This is a genomic window from Mannheimia massilioguelmaensis, assembly GCF_000940515.1.
GTDB lineage: Bacteria > Pseudomonadota > Gammaproteobacteria > Enterobacterales > Pasteurellaceae > Basfia > Basfia bettyae.
This window is the reverse complement of record NZ_CDQL01000005.1, coordinates 243,176-262,272: the sequence shown is the minus strand read 5'-3', so window position 1 is coordinate 262,272 and position 19,097 is coordinate 243,176. Positions and strand designations below refer to the sequence as shown.

Genomic DNA, 19,097 nt, shown 5'->3' with positions numbered 1-19,097 from the left:
ATTAAAAAATAGGTCTATGCTATTATTCTGCAACAAATGAACGGCTTTGAGTAAAGACTTCAAGGAATAGCCCTAAAGGTGGACGAGTTGAAGATACCTTCTCATAATCAACATTATATTTCTGATAACGACCTTTCCGATCAATATGATACTGATTGCCATTAGAAACAATAATCACATTCCAACGATAATTACCCACTAATACCCAATCCGCTTTACGTGCTTCCTGTGCAAGGTTTTCACCCTGTGCATAATCAGAAATTGGGTTGTTAACTTTAAAAAGCTCTGGCATTAACGTGGAAACAATATCCGTATGGCTGGTTAACTTACTTTGTTGTCCAGTGGGTAAAGCTTGCCAATGGATAATCAGCGGAACTTGGATTTCATCTAAACCAAAATAATCTTTACGAGATTCTTTAGACAAGTGGAAAGCATGACCATGGCTTGAAGTAATCAACACAAGTGTATTATCTAATAAATTCCGATTGGTTAATTGCTCAATCACTGCATTCAGTTGTGTATCTGCATCTTTTAATTGATTGTCATATAATTCCATTTCAGCTTGTTCAGAAAGCTCAGTCTGAGATTCAATCGGCGTTAACAGATCCAAATCTAAATAGCTAAACCAAGGTTGCTCTTGATGTGCTACATCTAACCAATTTATCCAATTTTTAACCGCACTTTGATTGCCTGGTTGAATCTTAGGTAAATTCATTTTTTGGAAAATAGCTTGTTTAAATAAACTATCTTTAAAATTAGTTGCTGAAAAGATGCCTAATTGATAATGTTCAGCTTGAATTTTTTTAATCAGTTCAGGTTCAGCTTTATTTTGCAGTATCGAATCGGCATAACGTGAATTAAGCCCATAGAATAATCCGACCAAGCCTAAATTGTTATTATTACCACTACTATAGTGATTCATGAATTGTGTAGATTGTTTTGCAAATTGGGTAAGTGCTGGCATCTTACTCTCAATGAGCGAATCATAACGTAAACCTGAAATATTAATAATTAAAATATTCGGTTTTTCTGTCATCACTTGATAGTTTAATTTGTGTTTTGGATAATCAATATTAGCCGCTTCTGGTCGACCTTGTTGCTCAACGGTCTCTTCATATTCAGATTTATCTAATAAGCCATTTTTCTCTAAGAAAGTACGGGCAGTCATTGGATGAGAGAGCGGGAAATTGGATTTTTGCATGGTAATAGGACGATAAATCATGGCATCTGCCCAAGCATAAATCAAATGCGTTGCAATAAACATAGCCACTAACGTAAAACCCACTTTACGAATCCATTTTTGACGTTCTAAGCTACGTAACTTATTCCAAGACCAACGAGAATAAATCATTTGTGCCAATAACAAAATTGGCATTGGTGCAAAGAAAATTTGCCAATCACGAGACAGCTCACCATCTTCAGGATTCACCAATAAATTCCAAACGAGTGAAGATAAATGTAATGAAAAACGAGAAAAGACCTCAGTATCAATGACCAATAAGGTCAAACTAATACTTGCCAAAATAACCGAAACACCTCGAAAAGTGCGGTTATTTTTAATGAGAAAACTCAAAGGAAAAATAATCAATAAATAGCCAGTAAACACGACAAAACTAAAGTGTCCCAGAATACTGATAAAGAAATAAATCTTCCCTAAAAGGGTGGCAGGCCAATCAATAATAAATGCATAACGAGAACCAATTAAAATTGCCCAAATAATATTAAAAAGCGTGAACCAATGCCCCCACGAAATTTTCTGTGAGATTGCTTCACGATATTGTTTGCCGTTTTTAATGAGCTTCACTATTGACTAAGCCTATGTGTTAATGATTTTTTGTTTTTACTGAATTTAAAAGCGCATCAGAAAATGCCTGTGCTAATGCAGTACGCTGGTTTGTTCCCACACTACTGGTCAGTAAATTTGTGACCATATGACCTAATACAATAAGAGATAAATCTACAGGTGCTTTATGTTTTTCTAACACTTGAATCATGTCATTTAAAATTGCATCTACTTGTTTATCTTGATATTTTGAATGAGTTGCCATGTTTTAACCAATTAAAATTTAAGTAAATAAACATTTTACCTGATAATTTTTCAGATCCTAACATATTTTCTACTTTATCGTAAAAAAAGTGCGGTTATAATAAAGTAAATTTTTTTCATCATCTACTTGGAACAACAATGAGCATTACGGTTAATCAAATTGTTTTACATCAAATTATTAAACCAACATCCACCACAGCTAATACAACTGAATCGGCGTCAACTGAAAGAGAAGCACATTCTCTATTGCATACTGTCCTACGTGAACAATTATTACCGATTAACACAGAAATAGAGCAATTCATGTTGGAATTACATCAAGCCTATCAAAATAAAACCAAGGCTTATGGGATTTTCCAAGAACAATCAAACTTTGCTCAAGCACTTAATCGCTTATTAGAACAAGAAGTTGAGTTTCTCCCATTTAGTCATCATGCAGCACAACAATTAGCCAATGAACTAGCTCAATATGCCTTTGCTGAAAGTGGCACCTTTGTGCTTTGTCAATACAATTTTTTAGCAACAGATTACCTGTTTATTGCCCTACTTGATAGCCGCACAAGTGTATTAGTAGATGATAATCTTGAAATCCAACGTACTCAATATCTTAATATTAATCAATTTGATATTGCAGCACGGATTAATTTAACTGATCTACAAGTAAATGCACATTCTAATCGCTATCTTACTTTTATTAAAGGACGAGTTGGCCGTAAAATTGGAGACTTTTTTATGGATTTTCTGGGGGCAGAAGAAGGTTTGAATCCGCAATTACAAAACCAATGTTTATTACAAGCTGTAAATGATTATTGTGAACAAGGCGAGCTTACAACTGCTCAATCTCAAGCGGTAAAAAAACAAGTTTTTGACTATTGTAAAGAACAAATCAATGCGGGAGATGATATTGAGTTAAGGGAACTTTCAGAAAGCATGCCGACTCTAAACGAACAACCTTTTGCCGATTTTGCAACCACACAGGAATATGGTTTAGAACAAAGCATCCCTCCTGTTCGATCTGCATTAAAATCACTCACCAAATTCTCTGGTTCAGGCAAAGGGGTAACAATTAGCTTTGATGCTGAACTCCTAAATAATCGGATTATTTGGAATGAAGCCCAAGATACATTAACCATCAATGGCCTGCCTGCAAATTTAAAAGATCAGTTACAACGGCTTATAAAGGAACAGAATTAATTTGGCAATTTAGCTAAGTTTAGGTATGATGAAAATGTTTTGCACAATAAATACAAAAAAGGTAAATACCATGCAAATTACCCCTATTATTACCGCACTTGTTTTAGCATTAGGTGTAACCTCTTGCTCAACCATTAGTAAAGTGGTTTATCGAGTTGATGTTCCACAAGGAAACTATTTAGAAGCCTCGACAGTTTCTCAATTGCAAGCAGGAATGACACGTCAACAAGTTCAATATTTACTAGGTACACCTGTATTAATTGATCCATTTACGACAAATACTTGGTATTACGTATACTTACAACAAAAAAGTTATGAAGATCCTATTCAACATACTTTACAAGTCAATTTTAATCAACAAGGTACGGTCACAAATTTTGATCTTGACAAACCTTTGCCTGATGAAGCAAAACAAAAGATCAATAACGTAAATATCACTGCACCTGCACCAGAAAAATCGAGTTGGTGGCAATTTTGGAAATAATCCCATAACAAGGAATTAATTATGCCTAAACTTTTATTAGTGGATGATGATGTAGAACTGACAGAATTACTTTCTGAATTATTATCGTTAGAAGGTTTTGAAATCAATGTTGCTCATAATGGCGAAGAAGCATTAAAAAAACTTGATAATAGTTATGATTTAGTGCTTTTGGATATCATGATGCCAGTACTAAATGGGATAGAAACATTAAAACGTTTAAGAAAATCCTATATGACTCCCGTATTAATGCTTACGGCAAGAGGGGATGATATTGATCGAGTACTCGGTTTAGAGCTTGGTGCTGATGATTACGTTCCAAAACCGTTTAACGATCGTGAACTTGTTGCTCGAGTAAAAGCAATTCTAAGACGTAGTAGCCAAACAGCATCAATGCAATCCTCAATAACAGAAGAAAATACCAACATTCAAGATGAACGAAAAACTATTGAATTTTATGGTTTAACATTATATCCAGGACGCCAACAAGCGGTTTATCAAGATCAAAGCCTTGATTTAACTGGTACTGAATTTGCTTTATTGCAAATTCTGATCAAAAACCCTGGTGAAGTCTTATCCCGTGAATTGTTGAGTTTAGAAGCATTAGGTAAACGTCTTACACCATTTGATCGAGCAATTGATATGCATATGTCAAACCTACGCAAAAAACTCCCAGCTCGAAAAGATAATCTACCTTGGTTTAAAACCTTACGTGGTCGAGGTTACATCCTGTTAACGGAGTAACTTAGTTCATTCCTTTTAGTGATATACCAGCTAGTTGAAAAATCTATGTTAATTAGAAAAATGCAAAATAATTTACAATCTATTACTGCACAAATTTTTGCATTTTTCTGGTTTACTCTCACCATCTTATTGCTTTTAGCATTTTTTATTCCAAGTCTTGATAATCGTATATATAAAGAACTCAAAAATGACGAATTAGCTGCCTATCAAAAACAAATCGTCACCTCAATTCGAAATAACCAAATTTCGCATTTATTGATTGCTCCGTCTAAATTGTCAGTGGATTCGGCAGACACCATTCACCCGATCTTAGTTGACAAAAATAATAGTATTATTGGTGCAAAAAATAATGAATTAAATGCAGTAAGACAATTTGTTGTGCAATCAAATAACACAGCTAGACCCTTAGTTAAAAACTTTGATAATATTCAGCTCGCAGGGCCTTTTATTGTGCATACCAATAGTCGGACAGATGAACCTTTTTTACTTTATTTCGTAAAAAAAGTGAATCCACAACAAGAAGCCTTAAGCTTTATGTTTGATCATCCTGCTATTATGATCTTACTTATCATGTTGTTATCATCTCCATTTTTATGGTGGTTAGCTTGGAACATTACTCGTCCTGTACGTAAATTACAACAGTTTGCTAGTGCCGTGACATTAGGAGACTTTACTAAACATAAAGAATTAGAGCAGCAAGGTCCTGAAGAATTGCGTCAACTGGGTAGAAGCTTTAATAAAATGACAGAAGCACTTGATGATTTGCTTTCAACACGTCAGTCTTTACTGTATTCCATTTCTCATGAACTAAGAACACCGCTAACACGCTTACAATTAGCGGCTGCACTTATACGTCGCCGTCAAGGCGAATCTAATGAAATAAAAAGAATTGAAACAGAAACTGAACGTTTAGATAATATGATTAATGATTTACTGGCGTTATCTCGTAACCAATTAAAAGCACAACTGGAACGTGATACCTTCCCAATTACTGAGTTCTGGGAAGAAGTCATTGAAGATACAAAATTTGAAGCAGAACAACGAAATATTAGCTTTAATGTAATTTATAAAATTCCATCTCCTGAAAAATATACCATCACAGGTAACCAACAATCTTTAGCAAGCGCTTTAGAAAATATCCTACGCAATGCTTTAAAATATACCAATAATACTGTCAATATCACATTTTCATTAGAACTCTATACCCTTTGCATCTGTATTGATGATAATGGACCAGGCATTCCAGATGAAGAATATAGTAAAATATTTATTCCATTCTATCGAATTGATACTGCTCGTACACGTAGTACTGGCGGAACTGGACTAGGCTTGGCTATCGTAAAAAATATTATTCAACAACATCATGGTGAAATTATGGCCTCTCGCAGTAAACTTGGTGGCTTAAAAGTGACTATGAAATTACCACTATAACTTATCACTAAACTAAATATCTCTTATTGATATTTGTTCACACGTAAATTTATACTTGAGCAGATAATCATCACTAAGTATTTATATTCCGAACTATTTCTTTCAAAATTGGAATCTAAATCACAAAAAAGTGCGGTTAAAATTCTATAAATTTAAGGAAATTGATAGATTAAAGCTAAATAAATGAGTAGAATGTCCGCCTTTAAATACGTCGCAACGTGTAATAACGAGACCATTCGAGGCAACATGTCAGAAAAAATCAATTTAATGAACTTAACTCGCCAGCAAATGCGAGAATTTTTCAAAGAGTTAGGTGAAAAACCATTTCGTGCAGATCAATTAGTTAAATGGATCTATCATTTTGGCGAAGATAACTTCGACAATATGACGAATATTAATAAGAAACTTAGAGATAAATTAAAGACTGTTGCAGAAATCAAAGCACCTGAAATTGCAGTAGAACAACGTTCTTCTGATGGCACCATAAAATGGGCAATGCAAGTAGGTGATCAACAAATTGAAACCGTATACATTCCTGAAGCTGATCGTGCCACTTTATGTGTTTCATCACAAGTAGGTTGTGCATTAGCTTGCACATTCTGTTCTACAGCACAACAAGGCTTTAATCGTAATTTAACGGTATCAGAAATTATTGGCCAAGTATGGCGTGCCTCCAAAGTGATTGGAGAATTTGGCGTCACCGGCATTCGTCCAATTACTAATGTAGTTATGATGGGAATGGGTGAGCCTCTATTAAATGTGGCAAATGTTGTACCCGCAATGGAAATTATGCTTGATGATTTTGCATATGGGCTATCAAAACGCCGTGTAACCCTTTCTACTTCAGGCGTAGTGCCTGCATTAGATAATTTAAGCGGAATGATTGATGTAGCTCTCGCTATTTCATTACATGCACCAAATGATGAATTACGTGATGAAATTGTGCCAATTAACCGTAAATACAATATAAAAATGTTAATTGATAGCGTAAATCGTTATTTAACAGTATCTAATGCGAACCATGGAAAAGTCACCATTGAATATGTGATGCTAGACCATGTTAATGACAGCATTGAACACGCTCATCAATTAGCAGAAGTATTAAAAAATACACCATGTAAAATTAACTTAATTCCATGGAATCCATTCCCTGAAGCCCCTTATGGAAAAAGTTCTAACACGAGGGTGGATAAATTCCAAAAAGCATTAATGGAATATGGTTTTACTGTAATCGTACGCAAAACCCGCGGTGATGACATTGATGCGGCTTGTGGGCAATTAGCAGGTGAGGTTATCGACCGAACCAAGCGTACTGCGGCGAAACGTCAATTTGGTCAAAACATTAACGTACAAGTACAATAATATATATAAAAGGCTTCTCATTTAGAGGCCTTTTCTTTAAATGGATAAGGAGAAATGATGTTCTATAAAATTTTTCAAATTACTACCGCACTTTTCGCCTTATTTCTTGCTGCTTGTAGCTCTACACCTAAACTAAGCTCTGAACAACTTGCTAAACAACAAGCTGCCAAAGCTCGTATTGAATTAGGGCTGGCTTACCTAAACCAACAAAATCCCAGCCTAGCTAAACAAAATTTTGATAAAGCCTTAGAACATGCACCTCAATATTATTTAGTTCATTCAGCTTTAGCTTATTTTTATCAACAGCAAGGTAATATTCAACAAACCCAACAACATTATCAAAAAGCGTTAGATATAGATAATCAACAAGGTGACGTACATAACAATTATGGTGCATTTCTATGCACACAAGGTGAATATTCTGCAGCCTATCAACAATTTGAGCAAGCGCTAGCTTCTCCTAATTACTATCACCAAGCAGATAGTTATGAAAACATTGCACTTTGTTCAATTTCTGAAAAAAATACCGCACTTTTCGAACATGCGATTTCTCAACTGGAAAAATTAGATTCAGCACGCTCTACTCAACTAAAACACCGATTAAAATAATCAAGTTTTTAAGAAATGAAGAATTACTGAAGCTTATTATGGAATAATGTATAATAAATGTTGCAAAAGATGTATTACGACTTTAAACTTTACTAATTTCTGTATTGCTCCTATGAATAAAACATTTATCTTATGAATATCCAAAAAACTACTGAATCCACTTCTTCTCTTGGCGATAAATTTCGCCAAGCTCGTGAAAATTTAAACCTCTCAGTTGAGGATGTTGCACAAAAACTTAACTTACGTGCCTTTGTGATTGAAGCCATTGAAAATAATGAACTTGAGCAAAAATCTATTCCTGCTATATTCATGAAAGGATATGTGCGTAATTATGCAAAATTACTCAAATTACCAGAGCAGGCTTGGTCAACTGATATTGCAAAGATTGATGACACACCACATCATGATTTCACCAAAAATACTCAGGCTAAACATGCTGTCAGCCATCATGCTTCACATAATCGTTGGATTGGTTATCTTACTACATTAGTGACATTATGCGTATTAGGCATGACAGCACTTTGGTGGTGGGAAAACTATCAACAATCCAATTATGAACGTGATAACTTAGTCCAAAGTTATGTTGCAAATGAAGATAAATCTAACAAAGAAAGCAACTCATCTACAGATGCTGTTGTAATAGATACACCTGTTCAGCCTGCAACAATCAGCCAAGACACGCAATCACCACTGGTGATAACACCTGCTCCAGCGCCTGTTACAGCAACAGAAAGTTCACAAATAGAACACACAAACACGGCACAAGAAATGTTGCAACAACATACAACAGCAGAGCCTAGTACAGCAGAACAAGCCACTAATACAGAAACCATGCCCTCTGTTGCTGTCGCTGGTGATTTACAAATTGAAGTCACTGGAGCTAATTGTTGGATCAGTGTAAAAGATGCAAAACGTAAAGTTTTAGCACAAAAAGAATATAAACAAGGCGAAATATTAACCTTCAATGAAGGTTCACCCTATGCGGTTATTATCGGTGCACCAAGTAATGTAAAAATCACTTACAAAGGTGAAGTTTATCCATTAAAAGTTGACGGTCGTGTCGCTAAATTTAAACTACAATAAAATTATGTCTGCATTTAAACCAACGATTAAACGTCGTGAATCTAAAAAAATCTATGTGGGTAATGTGCCAATAGGTGGAGATGCGCCTATTGCTGTTCAATCAATGACAAATACTCGTACAACAGATGTGCAAGCCACTGTTGCACAAATTAAATCGTTAGAACGTGTTGGTGCGGATATTGTGCGAGTTTCTGTGCCAACGATGGATGCCGCTGAAGCATTCAAACTAATCAAACAACAAGTGAATGTGCCTCTTGTCGCAGATATTCATTTTGACTATCGTATTGCCTTAAAAGTCGCTGAATATGGCGTAGATTGCTTACGCATTAATCCTGGTAATATCGGGCGTGAAGATCGCATTCGAGCAGTGGTTGATTGTGCAAAAGATAAAAATATTCCTATTCGTATTGGTATCAATGCAGGTTCCTTAGAAAAAGATATTCAAGAAAAATATGGTGAGCCAACTCCTGAAGCTTTATTAGAATCTGCATTGCGACATGTAGAAATTTTAGATCGCCTGAACTTTGATCAATTTAAAGTGAGTGTTAAAGCTTCAGATGTATTCTTAGCTGTGGAATCATATCGTTTACTTGCCAAAGCTATTACACAACCTTTACACTTAGGCATCACTGAAGCTGGTGGTGCTCGTGCGGGTGCGGTAAAAAGTGCGGTGGGTTTAGGAATGCTTTTAGCAGAAGGTATTGGTGATACTTTACGAATTTCCTTGGCCGCTGATCCCGTAGAAGAAATCAAAGTTGGTTTTGATATTTTAAAATCCCTGCGAATTCGTTCTCGTGGAATCAATTTTATTGCTTGCCCAACCTGCTCAAGACAAGAATTTGACGTAATTGGCACGGTAAATGCGTTGGAACAACGTCTTGAGGACATTATCATGCCAATGGATGTATCCATTATCGGTTGTGTGGTAAACGGCCCAGGTGAAGCTTTGGTTTCCGATCTCGGCGTAACGGGAGGAAATAAAAAAAGTGGTTATTACCTTGATGGTGAACGCCAAAAAGAGCGTTTTGATAATGAAGCTATAGTAGATCAACTAGAAGCAAAAATCCGAGCGAAAGTTGCGGCTCAAGATCCAAAAAATCGTATTATTTAATTATTTTATTGCACGCACCTTTGTGCGTGCTTGTATTTTAACAATAGGGAAATTATCGTGGCGAAAACAATTCAAGCAATCCGAGGTATGAATGATTGTGCACCAACTGAAACACCATTATGGCAATGGGTTGAAAGTAAAGTTCGTAGTGTATTAGCAAATTATGGCTACTCTGAAGTACGTATGCCTATCGTGGAAAGCACGCCTTTATTTGCTCGTGCTATTGGTGAAGTCACGGATGTTGTATCAAAAGAAATGTATACCTTCTGGGATAATGATGAGCAATTAACACTCCGTCCAGAAGGTACCGCAGGCTGTGTACGAGCAGCCATTGAACGAGGTTGGATTTATAACAACGAACAACGATTATGGTATATGGGGCCAATGTTCCGCCATGAGCGTCCACAAAAAGGACGTTATCGTCAATTTCACCAAGCTGGTGTAGAAATCTTTGGTATTCCAAATGCTGAAGTAGATGCAGAATTAATTATTCTAACAGCACGTTTATGGAAAGCACTTGGCATTGATCAACATGTATCTTTACAACTGAATTCAATTGGCTCATTAGAAGCACGCGCTAACTATCGTTCAGCATTAGTAGAATTCTTACAACAATATACTGATTTAATGAATGATGAAGAAAAAGAACGCTTAGTAAAAAATCCATTGCGTATCTTAGATACTAAAAATGAAGCTTTACAAGATGCATTAAACGGTGCGCCTAAGTTATTAGATTATTTAGATGATGATAGCCGTGAACATTTTGCTCAACTTTGCTCATTATTAGATGCAATGAACATTCGTTATGAAATCAATCCTAAATTAGTGCGTGGCTTAGACTATTACAATAAAACAGTATTTGAATGGGTCACTTCAGCATTAGGTGCTCAAGGTACCGTATGTGGTGGTGGTCGTTATGATGGTTTAGTAGAACAACTTGGTGGACATGCCTCTCCAGGAGTTGGATTTGCTATGGGCTTAGAACGTTTAGTATTATTAGTTCAAGAAGTAAATCACAATATCCCTGTCGAAAATGCAGTAGATATTTATATGGTTTACCAAGGGGAAGGTACCACAGTTGCCGCCTTTAAATTAGCAGAACAAATTCGTTCTGAGCAACCTCAATTACGTGTCATGCTACACTGCTCTGGCGGCAACTTTAAGAAACAATTTAAACGCGCTGATAAAGTAGGTGCTAAAATTGCCTTAGTTATTGGTGAATCAGAATTGCAAAACAATCAAGTGGTAGTAAAACATTTACTCAGCGGCGCTGACCAACAAACTATCGCTCTTGATAACGTTATTGAACATTTAAAAACTGAATTTTGAGGAATAAAATATGGCTTATACCAGTTTAGAAGAACAAGAAATTAATGAAATTAAGAATTTCTGGAAAGAAAACGGCAAAACCATCATTGTTTCAGCAATTATTGCCATCGCTGGGGTATTTGGCTGGCGTTATTGGCAAGACTATCAAATTGCTAAAAACCACGAACTTTCAGCACAATATGATCGTGTTATTTATGAATTCCAACAAGATCCATCTAAAGCACCTGCATTAGCTGAATTTGTAAAAACAAATGGTAAAACTAGCTATGCTACCTTAGCACTATTTGAACAAGCTAAAGCAGCAGTAGATAAACAGGATTTTGTGCAAGCTGAAACTATTTTAAAACAAGCAATTACTGAATCACCTGATGAAATTTTCTCATCTATAGCAGCATTACGCTTAGCTAATGTGCAATTCCAATTAAAAGAATTTGATGCTGCACAACAAAGCTTAGATTTAGTGAAAGATGCTACTTGGAATGTACGTAAAAAATTACTAACAGGCGATATATTATTTGCTAAAGACGACAAAGCAGCAGCCAAAGCACAATATGAAGAAGCAAAAAAATCAGGAATGGCTTCTGCCTTAGAACAACAATTATTACAAGTACGTTTAAATAATTTGTAATCTAATCTATAAAAAATAGGCTTGAGATCACTCAAGCCTTTTATTATTCAATACCAATCAATTTATGAGTTTGAATACTCAACTGCCATTTGGGCTTATCTTTACGTTGATTTAATGCCCCAAGTAACTGAAGAGTTTCTAATAAATTCATTTTACCATCGATCTCACAAGGTGAGAGGTAATAATGTTCAGCTTGAATCTGTTGTTCTATCTGCTGACAGAACTGCTTTGCATCAGCATCCACAACAATACGCACTTCATTGGCAATGGAAATACAACGGTGGCTATATTTCTGTGCATACATTGCCTTTGGACTAGTCGCAATATAATCAATTTGTGCTGGGATTTCTTTCAATCCATTCGTTTCAATAGCAAGAAAATACCCTTCTGCTTTTAATTGCTCAAGGAGTAATGAAAGTTTTGGCTGAATACTCGGTTCACCACCAGTGATAATAATATTTTTCGCTGAAAATGACCGCACTTTTTCCAAAATCTGTTGTAAGCTCATCATTTCAAACTGCTCATAATTAGTATCACACCAAGGACAAGCTAAATTGCATTTACCAAAGCGTACAAAGATACTAGACATGCCTGTATTAAAGCCTTCTCCTTGTAAACTTTGAAAAATTTCAACAATCGGATAGCTCGGATTAGAAATTAGCTGATTTCGCACCGCACTATTCTCGATATTCACAAAATGAAGTTGGAGTTTCCCACAAACGGATAGCAGACACAGGCAAACCTGCTTCATGTTTTAAGCGATTAAATATAAAACGTGACATTTCTTCCGCGGTAGTACGCATTGGAATACCAAAGGTTTTAGATTTCAGTTCCACCAGCAGATTGGCAATCTTAGTTTCTCGTTCACTGTTAATATCATAAATAAATGCATGATCCATTGGATCGAGAATAAATGCTTTTACAATTTCCTTTACATCAGAAAAATCAATAACCATGCCTTTTTTGGCACCTTCTGAATGTAAATTACCACTGACTTCTACTTGTAACTTATAGGTATGTCCATGTAAGTTTTGGCATTTACCATCATGTCCATCTAAGATATGCGCCATATCAAAACTAAATTCTTTTGAAACTTTAAACATAATGCTCACTCGTATTATTGTTTTGAAGATAAATATTCATTTAAACCGTTTTCACGTAATAGACAACTTGGACAGCTACCGCAGCCACCCTCAACACCGAGATAACAAGTATGTGTATGCTCACGTATATAATCCAATGCACCTAATTCATCAGCTAATTGCCAAGTTTGAGCTTTAGTTAAATACATTAATGGTGTAATGATATTGAACTGATAATCCATTGCAAGATTTAAAGTTACATTCATGGATTTCACAAACACATCTCGACAATCAGGATAGCCACTAAAATCGGTTTCACAAACACCAGTGATAATATCAGTAATGCCTTGTCCCTTAGCATAAATGGCTGCGTAAAGTAAAAAGATTGCATTACGACCATCAACAAAAGTATTTGGCATATTATTTTTATCTTTTGTGATTTCAATATTTTCCATCATCGCATTAGTCGTGATAGCTTTAATGACTGAAGTATCAATAAGGGTTTGTTTAACACCAAGATCTTCAGCAATCCATTGTGCTTTTTCTAACTCAATAGCATGACGTTGACCATATTGGAAGGTGATCACTTCAACATTAGCAACCCCATAATCCGCAATGGCTTTAATTAAACAGGTAGTGGAATCTTGCCCACCAGAAAAGATAACAACCGCTTTACGATTATCATTTGGATTCAAAATATTCATTATTTTCCTTAGTTTTTTTGCGTGGGAGGTTCTCGAACCACGATTAATTGAAGCGACATTGTATCTATTTAGCCACCAACTTGCAAAAAAAGATGCCCGACCATAAAGTTTTGCAAAATTTTGTAATTTTGTACCGCACTTTTTAAATTGTTATTGTAGAATATTGACTTAATCGATTATTTCATTTTAACAGAAGGTAATATTATGCGTTGGCAAGGTCGTCGTGAAAGTACAAATGTTGAAGACAGACGCACAGATGGCAGCTCTGGTGGCTCAATATTTAGTGGCAAAAAAACAGGCGTATTAGGCTTTATCATTTTATTAGTGGGCGCTTATTACGGTGTGGATTTATCGGGTTTTGTGGGCTCAGATAGCAGTATTGGCGGTAATTCATCTTCATTAAATAGCAGTGAAGAAGCTGCCTTAAATAGTTTATCTCGTGTTGTTTTAGCAGATACAGAAAACACATGGCAAACTTATTTCTCTCGTAATGGACAAACCTACCAAGCACCAACCATGGTACTTTATACGGGAGCCACTCGAACTTCATGTGGAACAGGTCAAGCAGCGATGGGCCCTTTCTATTGTCCAAATGATCATATGGTTTATCTTGATCTTTCATTCTATAACGATATGAAACATCAATTAGGTGCATCAGGTGATGCCGCATTTGCTTATGTTATTGCTCATGAAGTAGGTCATCACGTACAAAATTTACTAGGTATTTTGCCGAAAATTAGTCGATTACAGCAAACTAATCGTTCACAAGCTAATCAACTTTCTGTTCAACTCGAATTACAAGCAGACTGTTTTGCAGGAATCTGGGCTTATCAAGCAGTTAAAAATAATGTACTCGACACAACTGACATCGAAAAAGCATTTAATGCAGCAGAATCCGTAGGCGATGATCGTTTACAAAAACAAAGCCAAGGTTATGTCGTGCCTGATAGTTTCACTCACGGAACATCACAACAACGTTTAGCCTGGTTTAAACGCGGTTTACAAACAGGTGACCCAACGCAATGTAATACCTTTGGTAATTAGTTGTAAATAAAATGAGGGCGTAAAAAATCTTTCGCCCTTTTTCATATGGAGACAATACAAAAGTGCGGTATTAAATTAAAAAATTTCATACCAACGTTCAAATATATGGAATAAGTAGAATAAATGGCACGCCCTATTGGATTCGAACCAATGACCTACGGCTTAGAAGGCCGTTGCTCTATCCAGCTGAGCTAAGGGCGCATTACATTGGATATCGATGTATGAAGTGGTCGGCGAGATAGGATTTGAACCTACGACCCACTGGTCCCAAACCAGTTGCGCTACCAAGCTGCGCTACTCGCCGACAGAATGTGTGCCATTATAGAGAGCTTTTTATTTCAGTCAATAATTTTTTCTATTTTTTTATTTAATCGATTAAATTTATTTCATATTAGGCTTACAATCTCCGCCAAAGTTTGCGAAAATAACAGCTGTTTTATAACATAAATTTAACAAAACAAAAGGATGTATGCATGACTGCACAAATCATTTCAGGAACAGCCACCGCCAAACAGATAAAATCCGAACTAACTCAACAAGTTAAAGAATATGTAATGCAAGGTAAACGAGCGCCTGGGTTAGCCGTGATTCTCGTTGGTGAAAATCCTGCATCTCAAGTCTATGTTGCTAGTAAACGCAAAAGCTGTGCTGAAATAGGCATTTTTTCACAATCCTATGATCTTCCAGAAAGCATATCAGAAGAAGAATTACTTGAATTAATCAACCAGCTCAATCATAACGATAAAATTGATGGTATTTTAGTGCAGTTGCCCTTACCTAAACATATTAATGGCACTAAAGTACTTGAAGCTATATCACCGAATAAAGACGTTGATGGTTTCCATCCATATAATGTTGGGAGATTATGCCAACGTATTCCTAAGCTCCGTTCTTGTACACCATTTGGTGTTATTAAATTATTAGAAAGCACGGGAGAAAACCTTAAAGGCCTACATGCCGTAGTTGTTGGAGCATCAAATATTGTGGGACGTCCAATGGCTATGGAACTATTATTAAAAGGTTGTACGGTGACCGTAACGCATAGTAAAACGAAAGATCTAGAATCTTTTGTTCGTCAAGCAGATATTTTAGTTGCTGCTCTTGGAAAAACTGAATTTATTCCAGGAAATTGGGTCAAAGAGGGTGCTATAGTAATTGATGTAGGTATTAATCGTGGTGAAGATGGCAAACTCCGTGGTGACGTTGAATTTACAACCGCCGCTGAACATGCAAGTTTCATTACGCCTGTACCAGGTGGTGTGGGGCCAATGACTGTAGCTATGCTGATGTATAACACATTAGAGGCATATAAAAATAATACCCAACAAGTATAAATAATGAAAAGTGCGGTAGCTTTTAGGAAAATTTTCAATTAATGTAAATTTTATAGACGTCGCTATTTTATTTCGTTATGTTTACTCTGTCGTTATCAATCAACTTTAATAAAAGGAAAGAAAAATGGGTTTATTCGACTTCGTAAGTAATATTGGTAAAAAAATCTTCAACAAAGAAGAAGAAGCTTCACAAGCGGTCACTAATCACATTGCTGAAGATAATCCAGGTGTTGAAAATCTTAATGTCACTGTTGAAAATGGTGTTGCCAATATTCAAGGTACAGCAAAATCAGCAAGCGCATTAGAAAAAGCAATTTTAATGGCAGGTAACATTGCTGGCATTTCTTCCGTTAAAGCAGAAGGTGTTAACATCTTAAATGGTGATGTCCTTGGTGGTGATGATGAATTTTACGTTATCCAAAAAGGCGACACTTTATGGGCAATCGCTGAAAAACATTACGGCAACGGTGCAAAATATAAAGCCATTGTTGAAGCAAACAAAGAAGTGATTAAAGACGAAAACAAAATCTTCCCAGGTCAAAAAATCCGCGTTCCAAAAGCGCTTTAATTGATTATCGAACCCTATTTTACAAAAGTGGAATAGGGTTTTTCTTTTATTTTAGCTCATTTTTTAAGCAAGTCTTTTTTTTTCTATCTCATTTCCTCGACTGTATCCTTGACTAGCGATATAATTCTCCAGTTTATATCAATTTAAACCCGTATTCGGTGTAAGCGTTCGCCGATTGCACATTCAATTCAATTCGAGGTAAAAGAAGAATGACAACTATTGAAACAACTCAAGGTCTTGAGCGTCGTGTCACTATCACCGTTCCGGCAGAAACTGTTGAAACAGCTGTACGTGAAGAATTAAAACGTGTTTCTAAAACTGCACGTATTGATGGTTTCCGTAAAGGTAAAGTTCCTGCACAAATTATTGAAAAACGTTTTGGTGCTTCAGTGCGTCAAGATGTATTAAATGATTTATTACCACGCCATTTCTTTGATTTAGCGTTCCAAGAAAAAGTCAACCTAGCAGGTCGCCCAACATTCGCTGTTGAAAGTTATGAAGTTGGTAAAGATTTACAATTTACAGCAACATTTGAAGTGTACCCAGAAGTAACATTACAAGGCTTAGAAAATATCAAGGTTGAAAAAACAACTGTTGAAATCTCAGATGCTGACGTGGACAACATGGTTGAAGTACTACGTAAACAACAAGCAACTTGGGCTGAAACAGATAATGCTGCAAATAAAGAAGATCGTGTCACTATCGACTTTGTTGGTTCAGTAGACGGTGAAGAATTTGAAGGCGGCAAAGCTAATGATTTCGTTTTAGCAATGGGTCAAGGCCGAATGATCCCAGGTTTTGAAGAAGGTATTTTAGGTCATAAAGCTGGCGATAAATTTGACATTGATGTGACATTCCCTGAAGAATATCACGCAGAAAACTTAAAAGGTAAAGCAGCTAAATTTGCTATTACCATGAAAAAAGTCGAAGTTATGGTATTACCTGAATTAACAAACGAATTCATTGCTAAATTTGGTCCAAATACAAAATCAGTTGATGATTTACGTACTGAAATTCGTAAAAATATGCAACGTGAATTAAAAAATGCTTTAACTGCAAAAGTAAAAAATCAAGTTATTGATGGCTTAATTGAACAAAATCCAATTGATGTGCCTGCAGCAGCGGTTGATCAAGAAATTGAAACTTTACGTGCTCAAGCAGCTCAACGTTTTGGTGGCAATACTCAACAAGCTGCTCAATTACCACGTGAGTTATTTGAAGAACAAGCAAAACGTCGTGTCCAAATTGGCTTATTATTATCTCAAGTGATCTCTTCAAATGAATTAAAAGCTGATGAAGATAAAGTTAAAGCAATGATTGAAGATATTGCATCTGCTTATGAACAACCTGCTGAAGTGGTTGAATACTATAGCAAAAATAACGAATTAATGAATAACATTCGTAATGTTGTATTAGAAGAACAAGCTATTGATGCCGTTCTTGCAAAAGCACAAGTAACAGAAAAAGCATCCACTTTTGATGAAGTAATGAATCCACAAGCATAATCTGCTGTAGATTCCTACTTTTCTTAGTATTAAAGTGCGGTAGAATTTTTTAAATTTTCACCGCACTTTTTTCTTCTATCTAAACCCTATTATCTGCTTATAATGCAATAAGCTATGGATTCAAACTTTTCACTAGATAATTAAAGTTAGAAAAATTCTATTTTTCAGGTAGAATAACCGAACGCTTTGTATATATGCTAGTCAAAAATTATTAGCTATTTAAATTTGATTTAGAGGTACCTATGGCTCTTATTCCTATGGTGGTAGAACAAACATCTCGTGGTGAGCGTTCTTACGACATTTATTCTCGCTTATTAAAAGAACGCATTATTTTCTTAAGCGGTGAAGTTGAAGACAACATGGCAAATTTAATTGTTGCTCAACTGCTTTTTTTAGAATCGGAAAGTCCTGAAAAAGATATCAATTTATATATTAACTCTCCTGGCGGTTCTGTTACAGCGGGTATGGCAATTTACGATACCATGCAATTTATTAAGCCTGATGTCCGTACATTATGCGTTGGTCAAGCTTGCTCAATGGGGGCATTCCTATTAGCAGGTGGTGCCGCAGGTAAACGAGCAGCGTTACCCAATGCACGAGTGATGATCCACCAACCATTAGGTGGTTTTCGTGGACAAGCTTCTGATATTCAAATTCATGCACAAGAAATTTTGAAAATTAAAAATACATTAAATCAACGCTTAGCTTTCCATACTGGACAAGCTATGGATATTATTGAACGAGATACTGATCGTGATAATTTCATGTCAGCAGAAGAAGCAAAAAATTACGGTCTTATTGATAGCGTATTAGAAAAACGTTAATCCATCAGTATTGGAAA

General features: G+C 35.9%; 20 protein-coding genes, 2 tRNA genes and 1 riboswitch. Of the genes, 15 read left to right on the top strand and 7 right to left on the bottom strand.

Annotation, left to right across the window (positions count from 1 at the left end; all coding sequences use genetic code 11):
* Positions 1 to 22: 22 nt before the first annotated feature.
* Together BN1226_RS04415 and BN1226_RS04410 are read right to left on the bottom strand one after the other, a co-directional pair.
* Positions 23 to 1,804 (bottom strand): DUF3413 domain-containing protein, encoded by a 1,782-nt coding sequence (locus BN1226_RS04415; protein ID WP_044470159.1) that lies wholly within the window; start codon positions 1,802 to 1,804, stop codon positions 23 to 25.
* Positions 1,805 to 1,823: 19 nt separating this feature from the next.
* Positions 1,824 to 2,048: a YejL family protein gene (locus BN1226_RS04410; RefSeq protein ID WP_005761715.1), complete on the bottom strand. Its 225-nt coding sequence runs from the start codon at positions 2,046 to 2,048 to the stop codon at positions 1,824 to 1,826.
* A 137-nt stretch (positions 2,049 to 2,185) separates the two neighbouring features.
* Between BN1226_RS04410 and yejK the strand changes: the two genes are divergently transcribed.
* The 10 genes from yejK (at position 2,186) to BN1226_RS04360 (ending at position 12,019) form a co-directional block, all read left to right on the top strand.
* Positions 2,186 to 3,241, top strand: coding sequence for a nucleoid-associated protein YejK (gene yejK, locus BN1226_RS04405; RefSeq protein WP_044470158.1), 1,056 nt, complete (start codon positions 2,186 to 2,188; stop codon positions 3,239 to 3,241).
* Between the two features lie 70 nt (positions 3,242 to 3,311).
* Complete coding sequence (gene bamE, locus BN1226_RS04400; RefSeq protein ID WP_044470157.1) at positions 3,312 to 3,725, top strand: outer membrane protein assembly factor BamE; 414 nt, start codon at positions 3,312 to 3,314, stop codon at positions 3,723 to 3,725.
* Positions 3,726 to 3,746: 21 nt separating this feature from the next.
* Positions 3,747 to 4,466, top strand: coding sequence for an envelope stress response regulator transcription factor CpxR (gene cpxR, locus BN1226_RS04395; protein WP_044470156.1), 720 nt, complete (start codon positions 3,747 to 3,749; stop codon positions 4,464 to 4,466).
* A gap of 45 nt (positions 4,467 to 4,511) precedes the next feature.
* Positions 4,512 to 5,897: an envelope stress sensor histidine kinase CpxA gene (gene cpxA / locus BN1226_RS04390; RefSeq protein WP_044470155.1), complete on the top strand. Its 1,386-nt coding sequence runs from the start codon at positions 4,512 to 4,514 to the stop codon at positions 5,895 to 5,897.
* A gap of 246 nt (positions 5,898 to 6,143) precedes the next feature.
* Positions 6,144 to 7,259, top strand: coding sequence for a dual-specificity RNA methyltransferase RlmN (rlmN, locus tag BN1226_RS04385; protein ID WP_156149890.1), 1,116 nt, complete (start codon positions 6,144 to 6,146; stop codon positions 7,257 to 7,259).
* Between the two features lie 54 nt (positions 7,260 to 7,313).
* A complete protein-coding gene (gene pilW / locus BN1226_RS04380; RefSeq protein WP_044470153.1) occupies positions 7,314 to 7,868 on the top strand; it encodes a type IV pilus biogenesis/stability protein PilW in 555 nt (184 codons plus the stop codon).
* 138 nt (positions 7,869 to 8,006) lie between these two features.
* Positions 8,007 to 8,951 (top strand): RodZ domain-containing protein, encoded by a 945-nt coding sequence (locus tag BN1226_RS04375; protein ID WP_204204319.1) that lies wholly within the window; start codon positions 8,007 to 8,009, stop codon positions 8,949 to 8,951.
* A gap of 4 nt (positions 8,952 to 8,955) precedes the next feature.
* Entirely contained in the window at positions 8,956 to 10,062 is a 1,107-nt protein-coding gene (gene ispG, locus BN1226_RS04370; protein WP_005761708.1) for a flavodoxin-dependent (E)-4-hydroxy-3-methylbut-2-enyl-diphosphate synthase, read from the top strand.
* Positions 10,063 to 10,119: 57 nt separating this feature from the next.
* The gene (gene hisS / locus BN1226_RS04365; RefSeq protein WP_044470151.1) at positions 10,120 to 11,391 is read left to right on the top strand and encodes a histidine--tRNA ligase; all 1,272 of its coding nucleotides are present in this window, start codon (positions 10,120 to 10,122) and stop codon (positions 11,389 to 11,391) included.
* Between the two features lie 10 nt (positions 11,392 to 11,401).
* On the top strand, positions 11,402 to 12,019 hold the full coding sequence (locus BN1226_RS04360) for a YfgM family protein (protein ID WP_044470150.1): 618 nt from the start codon (positions 11,402 to 11,404) through the stop codon (positions 12,017 to 12,019).
* A gap of 43 nt (positions 12,020 to 12,062) precedes the next feature.
* Here BN1226_RS04360 and BN1226_RS04355 read toward each other — a convergent pair whose 3' ends face one another.
* The 3 genes from BN1226_RS04355 to queC are packed head-to-tail and all read right to left on the bottom strand — an operon-like array spanning position 12,063 to position 13,805.
* Entirely contained in the window at positions 12,063 to 12,692 is a 630-nt protein-coding gene (locus BN1226_RS04355; protein WP_044470232.1) for a 7-carboxy-7-deazaguanine synthase QueE, read from the bottom strand.
* 4 nt (positions 12,693 to 12,696) lie between these two features.
* The gene (gene queD / locus BN1226_RS04350; protein WP_044470149.1) at positions 12,697 to 13,122 is read right to left on the bottom strand and encodes a 6-carboxytetrahydropterin synthase QueD; all 426 of its coding nucleotides are present in this window, start codon (positions 13,120 to 13,122) and stop codon (positions 12,697 to 12,699) included.
* A 14-nt stretch (positions 13,123 to 13,136) separates the two neighbouring features.
* The gene (queC, locus tag BN1226_RS04345) at positions 13,137 to 13,805 is read right to left on the bottom strand and encodes a 7-cyano-7-deazaguanine synthase QueC (protein WP_005761706.1); all 669 of its coding nucleotides are present in this window, start codon (positions 13,803 to 13,805) and stop codon (positions 13,137 to 13,139) included.
* A 2-nt stretch (positions 13,806 to 13,807) separates the two neighbouring features.
* Positions 13,808 to 13,852, bottom strand: a riboswitch (PreQ1 riboswitch).
* A gap of 157 nt (positions 13,853 to 14,009) precedes the next feature.
* Here queC and ypfJ point away from each other — a divergent pair.
* Positions 14,010 to 14,849: a KPN_02809 family neutral zinc metallopeptidase gene (ypfJ, locus tag BN1226_RS04340; RefSeq protein WP_044470148.1), complete on the top strand. Its 840-nt coding sequence runs from the start codon at positions 14,010 to 14,012 to the stop codon at positions 14,847 to 14,849.
* A gap of 124 nt (positions 14,850 to 14,973) precedes the next feature.
* On the opposite strand, the gene BN1226_RS04335 is transcribed toward ypfJ, so the two are convergent.
* Both BN1226_RS04335 and BN1226_RS04330 read right to left on the bottom strand, forming a co-directional pair.
* Positions 14,974 to 15,050: transfer RNA gene (locus BN1226_RS04335), tRNA-Arg, on the bottom strand.
* A 26-nt stretch (positions 15,051 to 15,076) separates the two neighbouring features.
* Positions 15,077 to 15,153 (bottom strand) — tRNA-Pro (locus BN1226_RS04330).
* A gap of 169 nt (positions 15,154 to 15,322) precedes the next feature.
* On the opposite strand from BN1226_RS04330, the gene folD reads away from it, so the two are divergent.
* The 4 genes from folD to clpP all read left to right on the top strand — a co-directional run bounded on the left by folD (position 15,323) and on the right by clpP (position 19,080).
* Positions 15,323 to 16,183 (top strand): bifunctional methylenetetrahydrofolate dehydrogenase/methenyltetrahydrofolate cyclohydrolase FolD, encoded by an 861-nt coding sequence (gene folD, locus BN1226_RS04325; RefSeq protein WP_044470147.1) that lies wholly within the window; start codon positions 15,323 to 15,325, stop codon positions 16,181 to 16,183.
* A 124-nt stretch (positions 16,184 to 16,307) separates the two neighbouring features.
* Positions 16,308 to 16,751: a peptidoglycan-binding protein LysM gene (lysM, locus tag BN1226_RS04320; protein WP_044470146.1), complete on the top strand. Its 444-nt coding sequence runs from the start codon at positions 16,308 to 16,310 to the stop codon at positions 16,749 to 16,751.
* Positions 16,752 to 16,960: 209 nt separating this feature from the next.
* Positions 16,961 to 18,256, top strand: a complete 1,296-nt coding sequence (gene tig / locus BN1226_RS04315) for a trigger factor (protein ID WP_044470145.1) — start codon at positions 16,961 to 16,963, stop codon at positions 18,254 to 18,256.
* A 242-nt stretch (positions 18,257 to 18,498) separates the two neighbouring features.
* A complete protein-coding gene (gene clpP, locus BN1226_RS04310; protein ID WP_005761686.1) occupies positions 18,499 to 19,080 on the top strand; it encodes an ATP-dependent Clp endopeptidase proteolytic subunit ClpP in 582 nt (193 codons plus the stop codon).
* Positions 19,081 to 19,097: the final 17 nt, after the last annotated feature.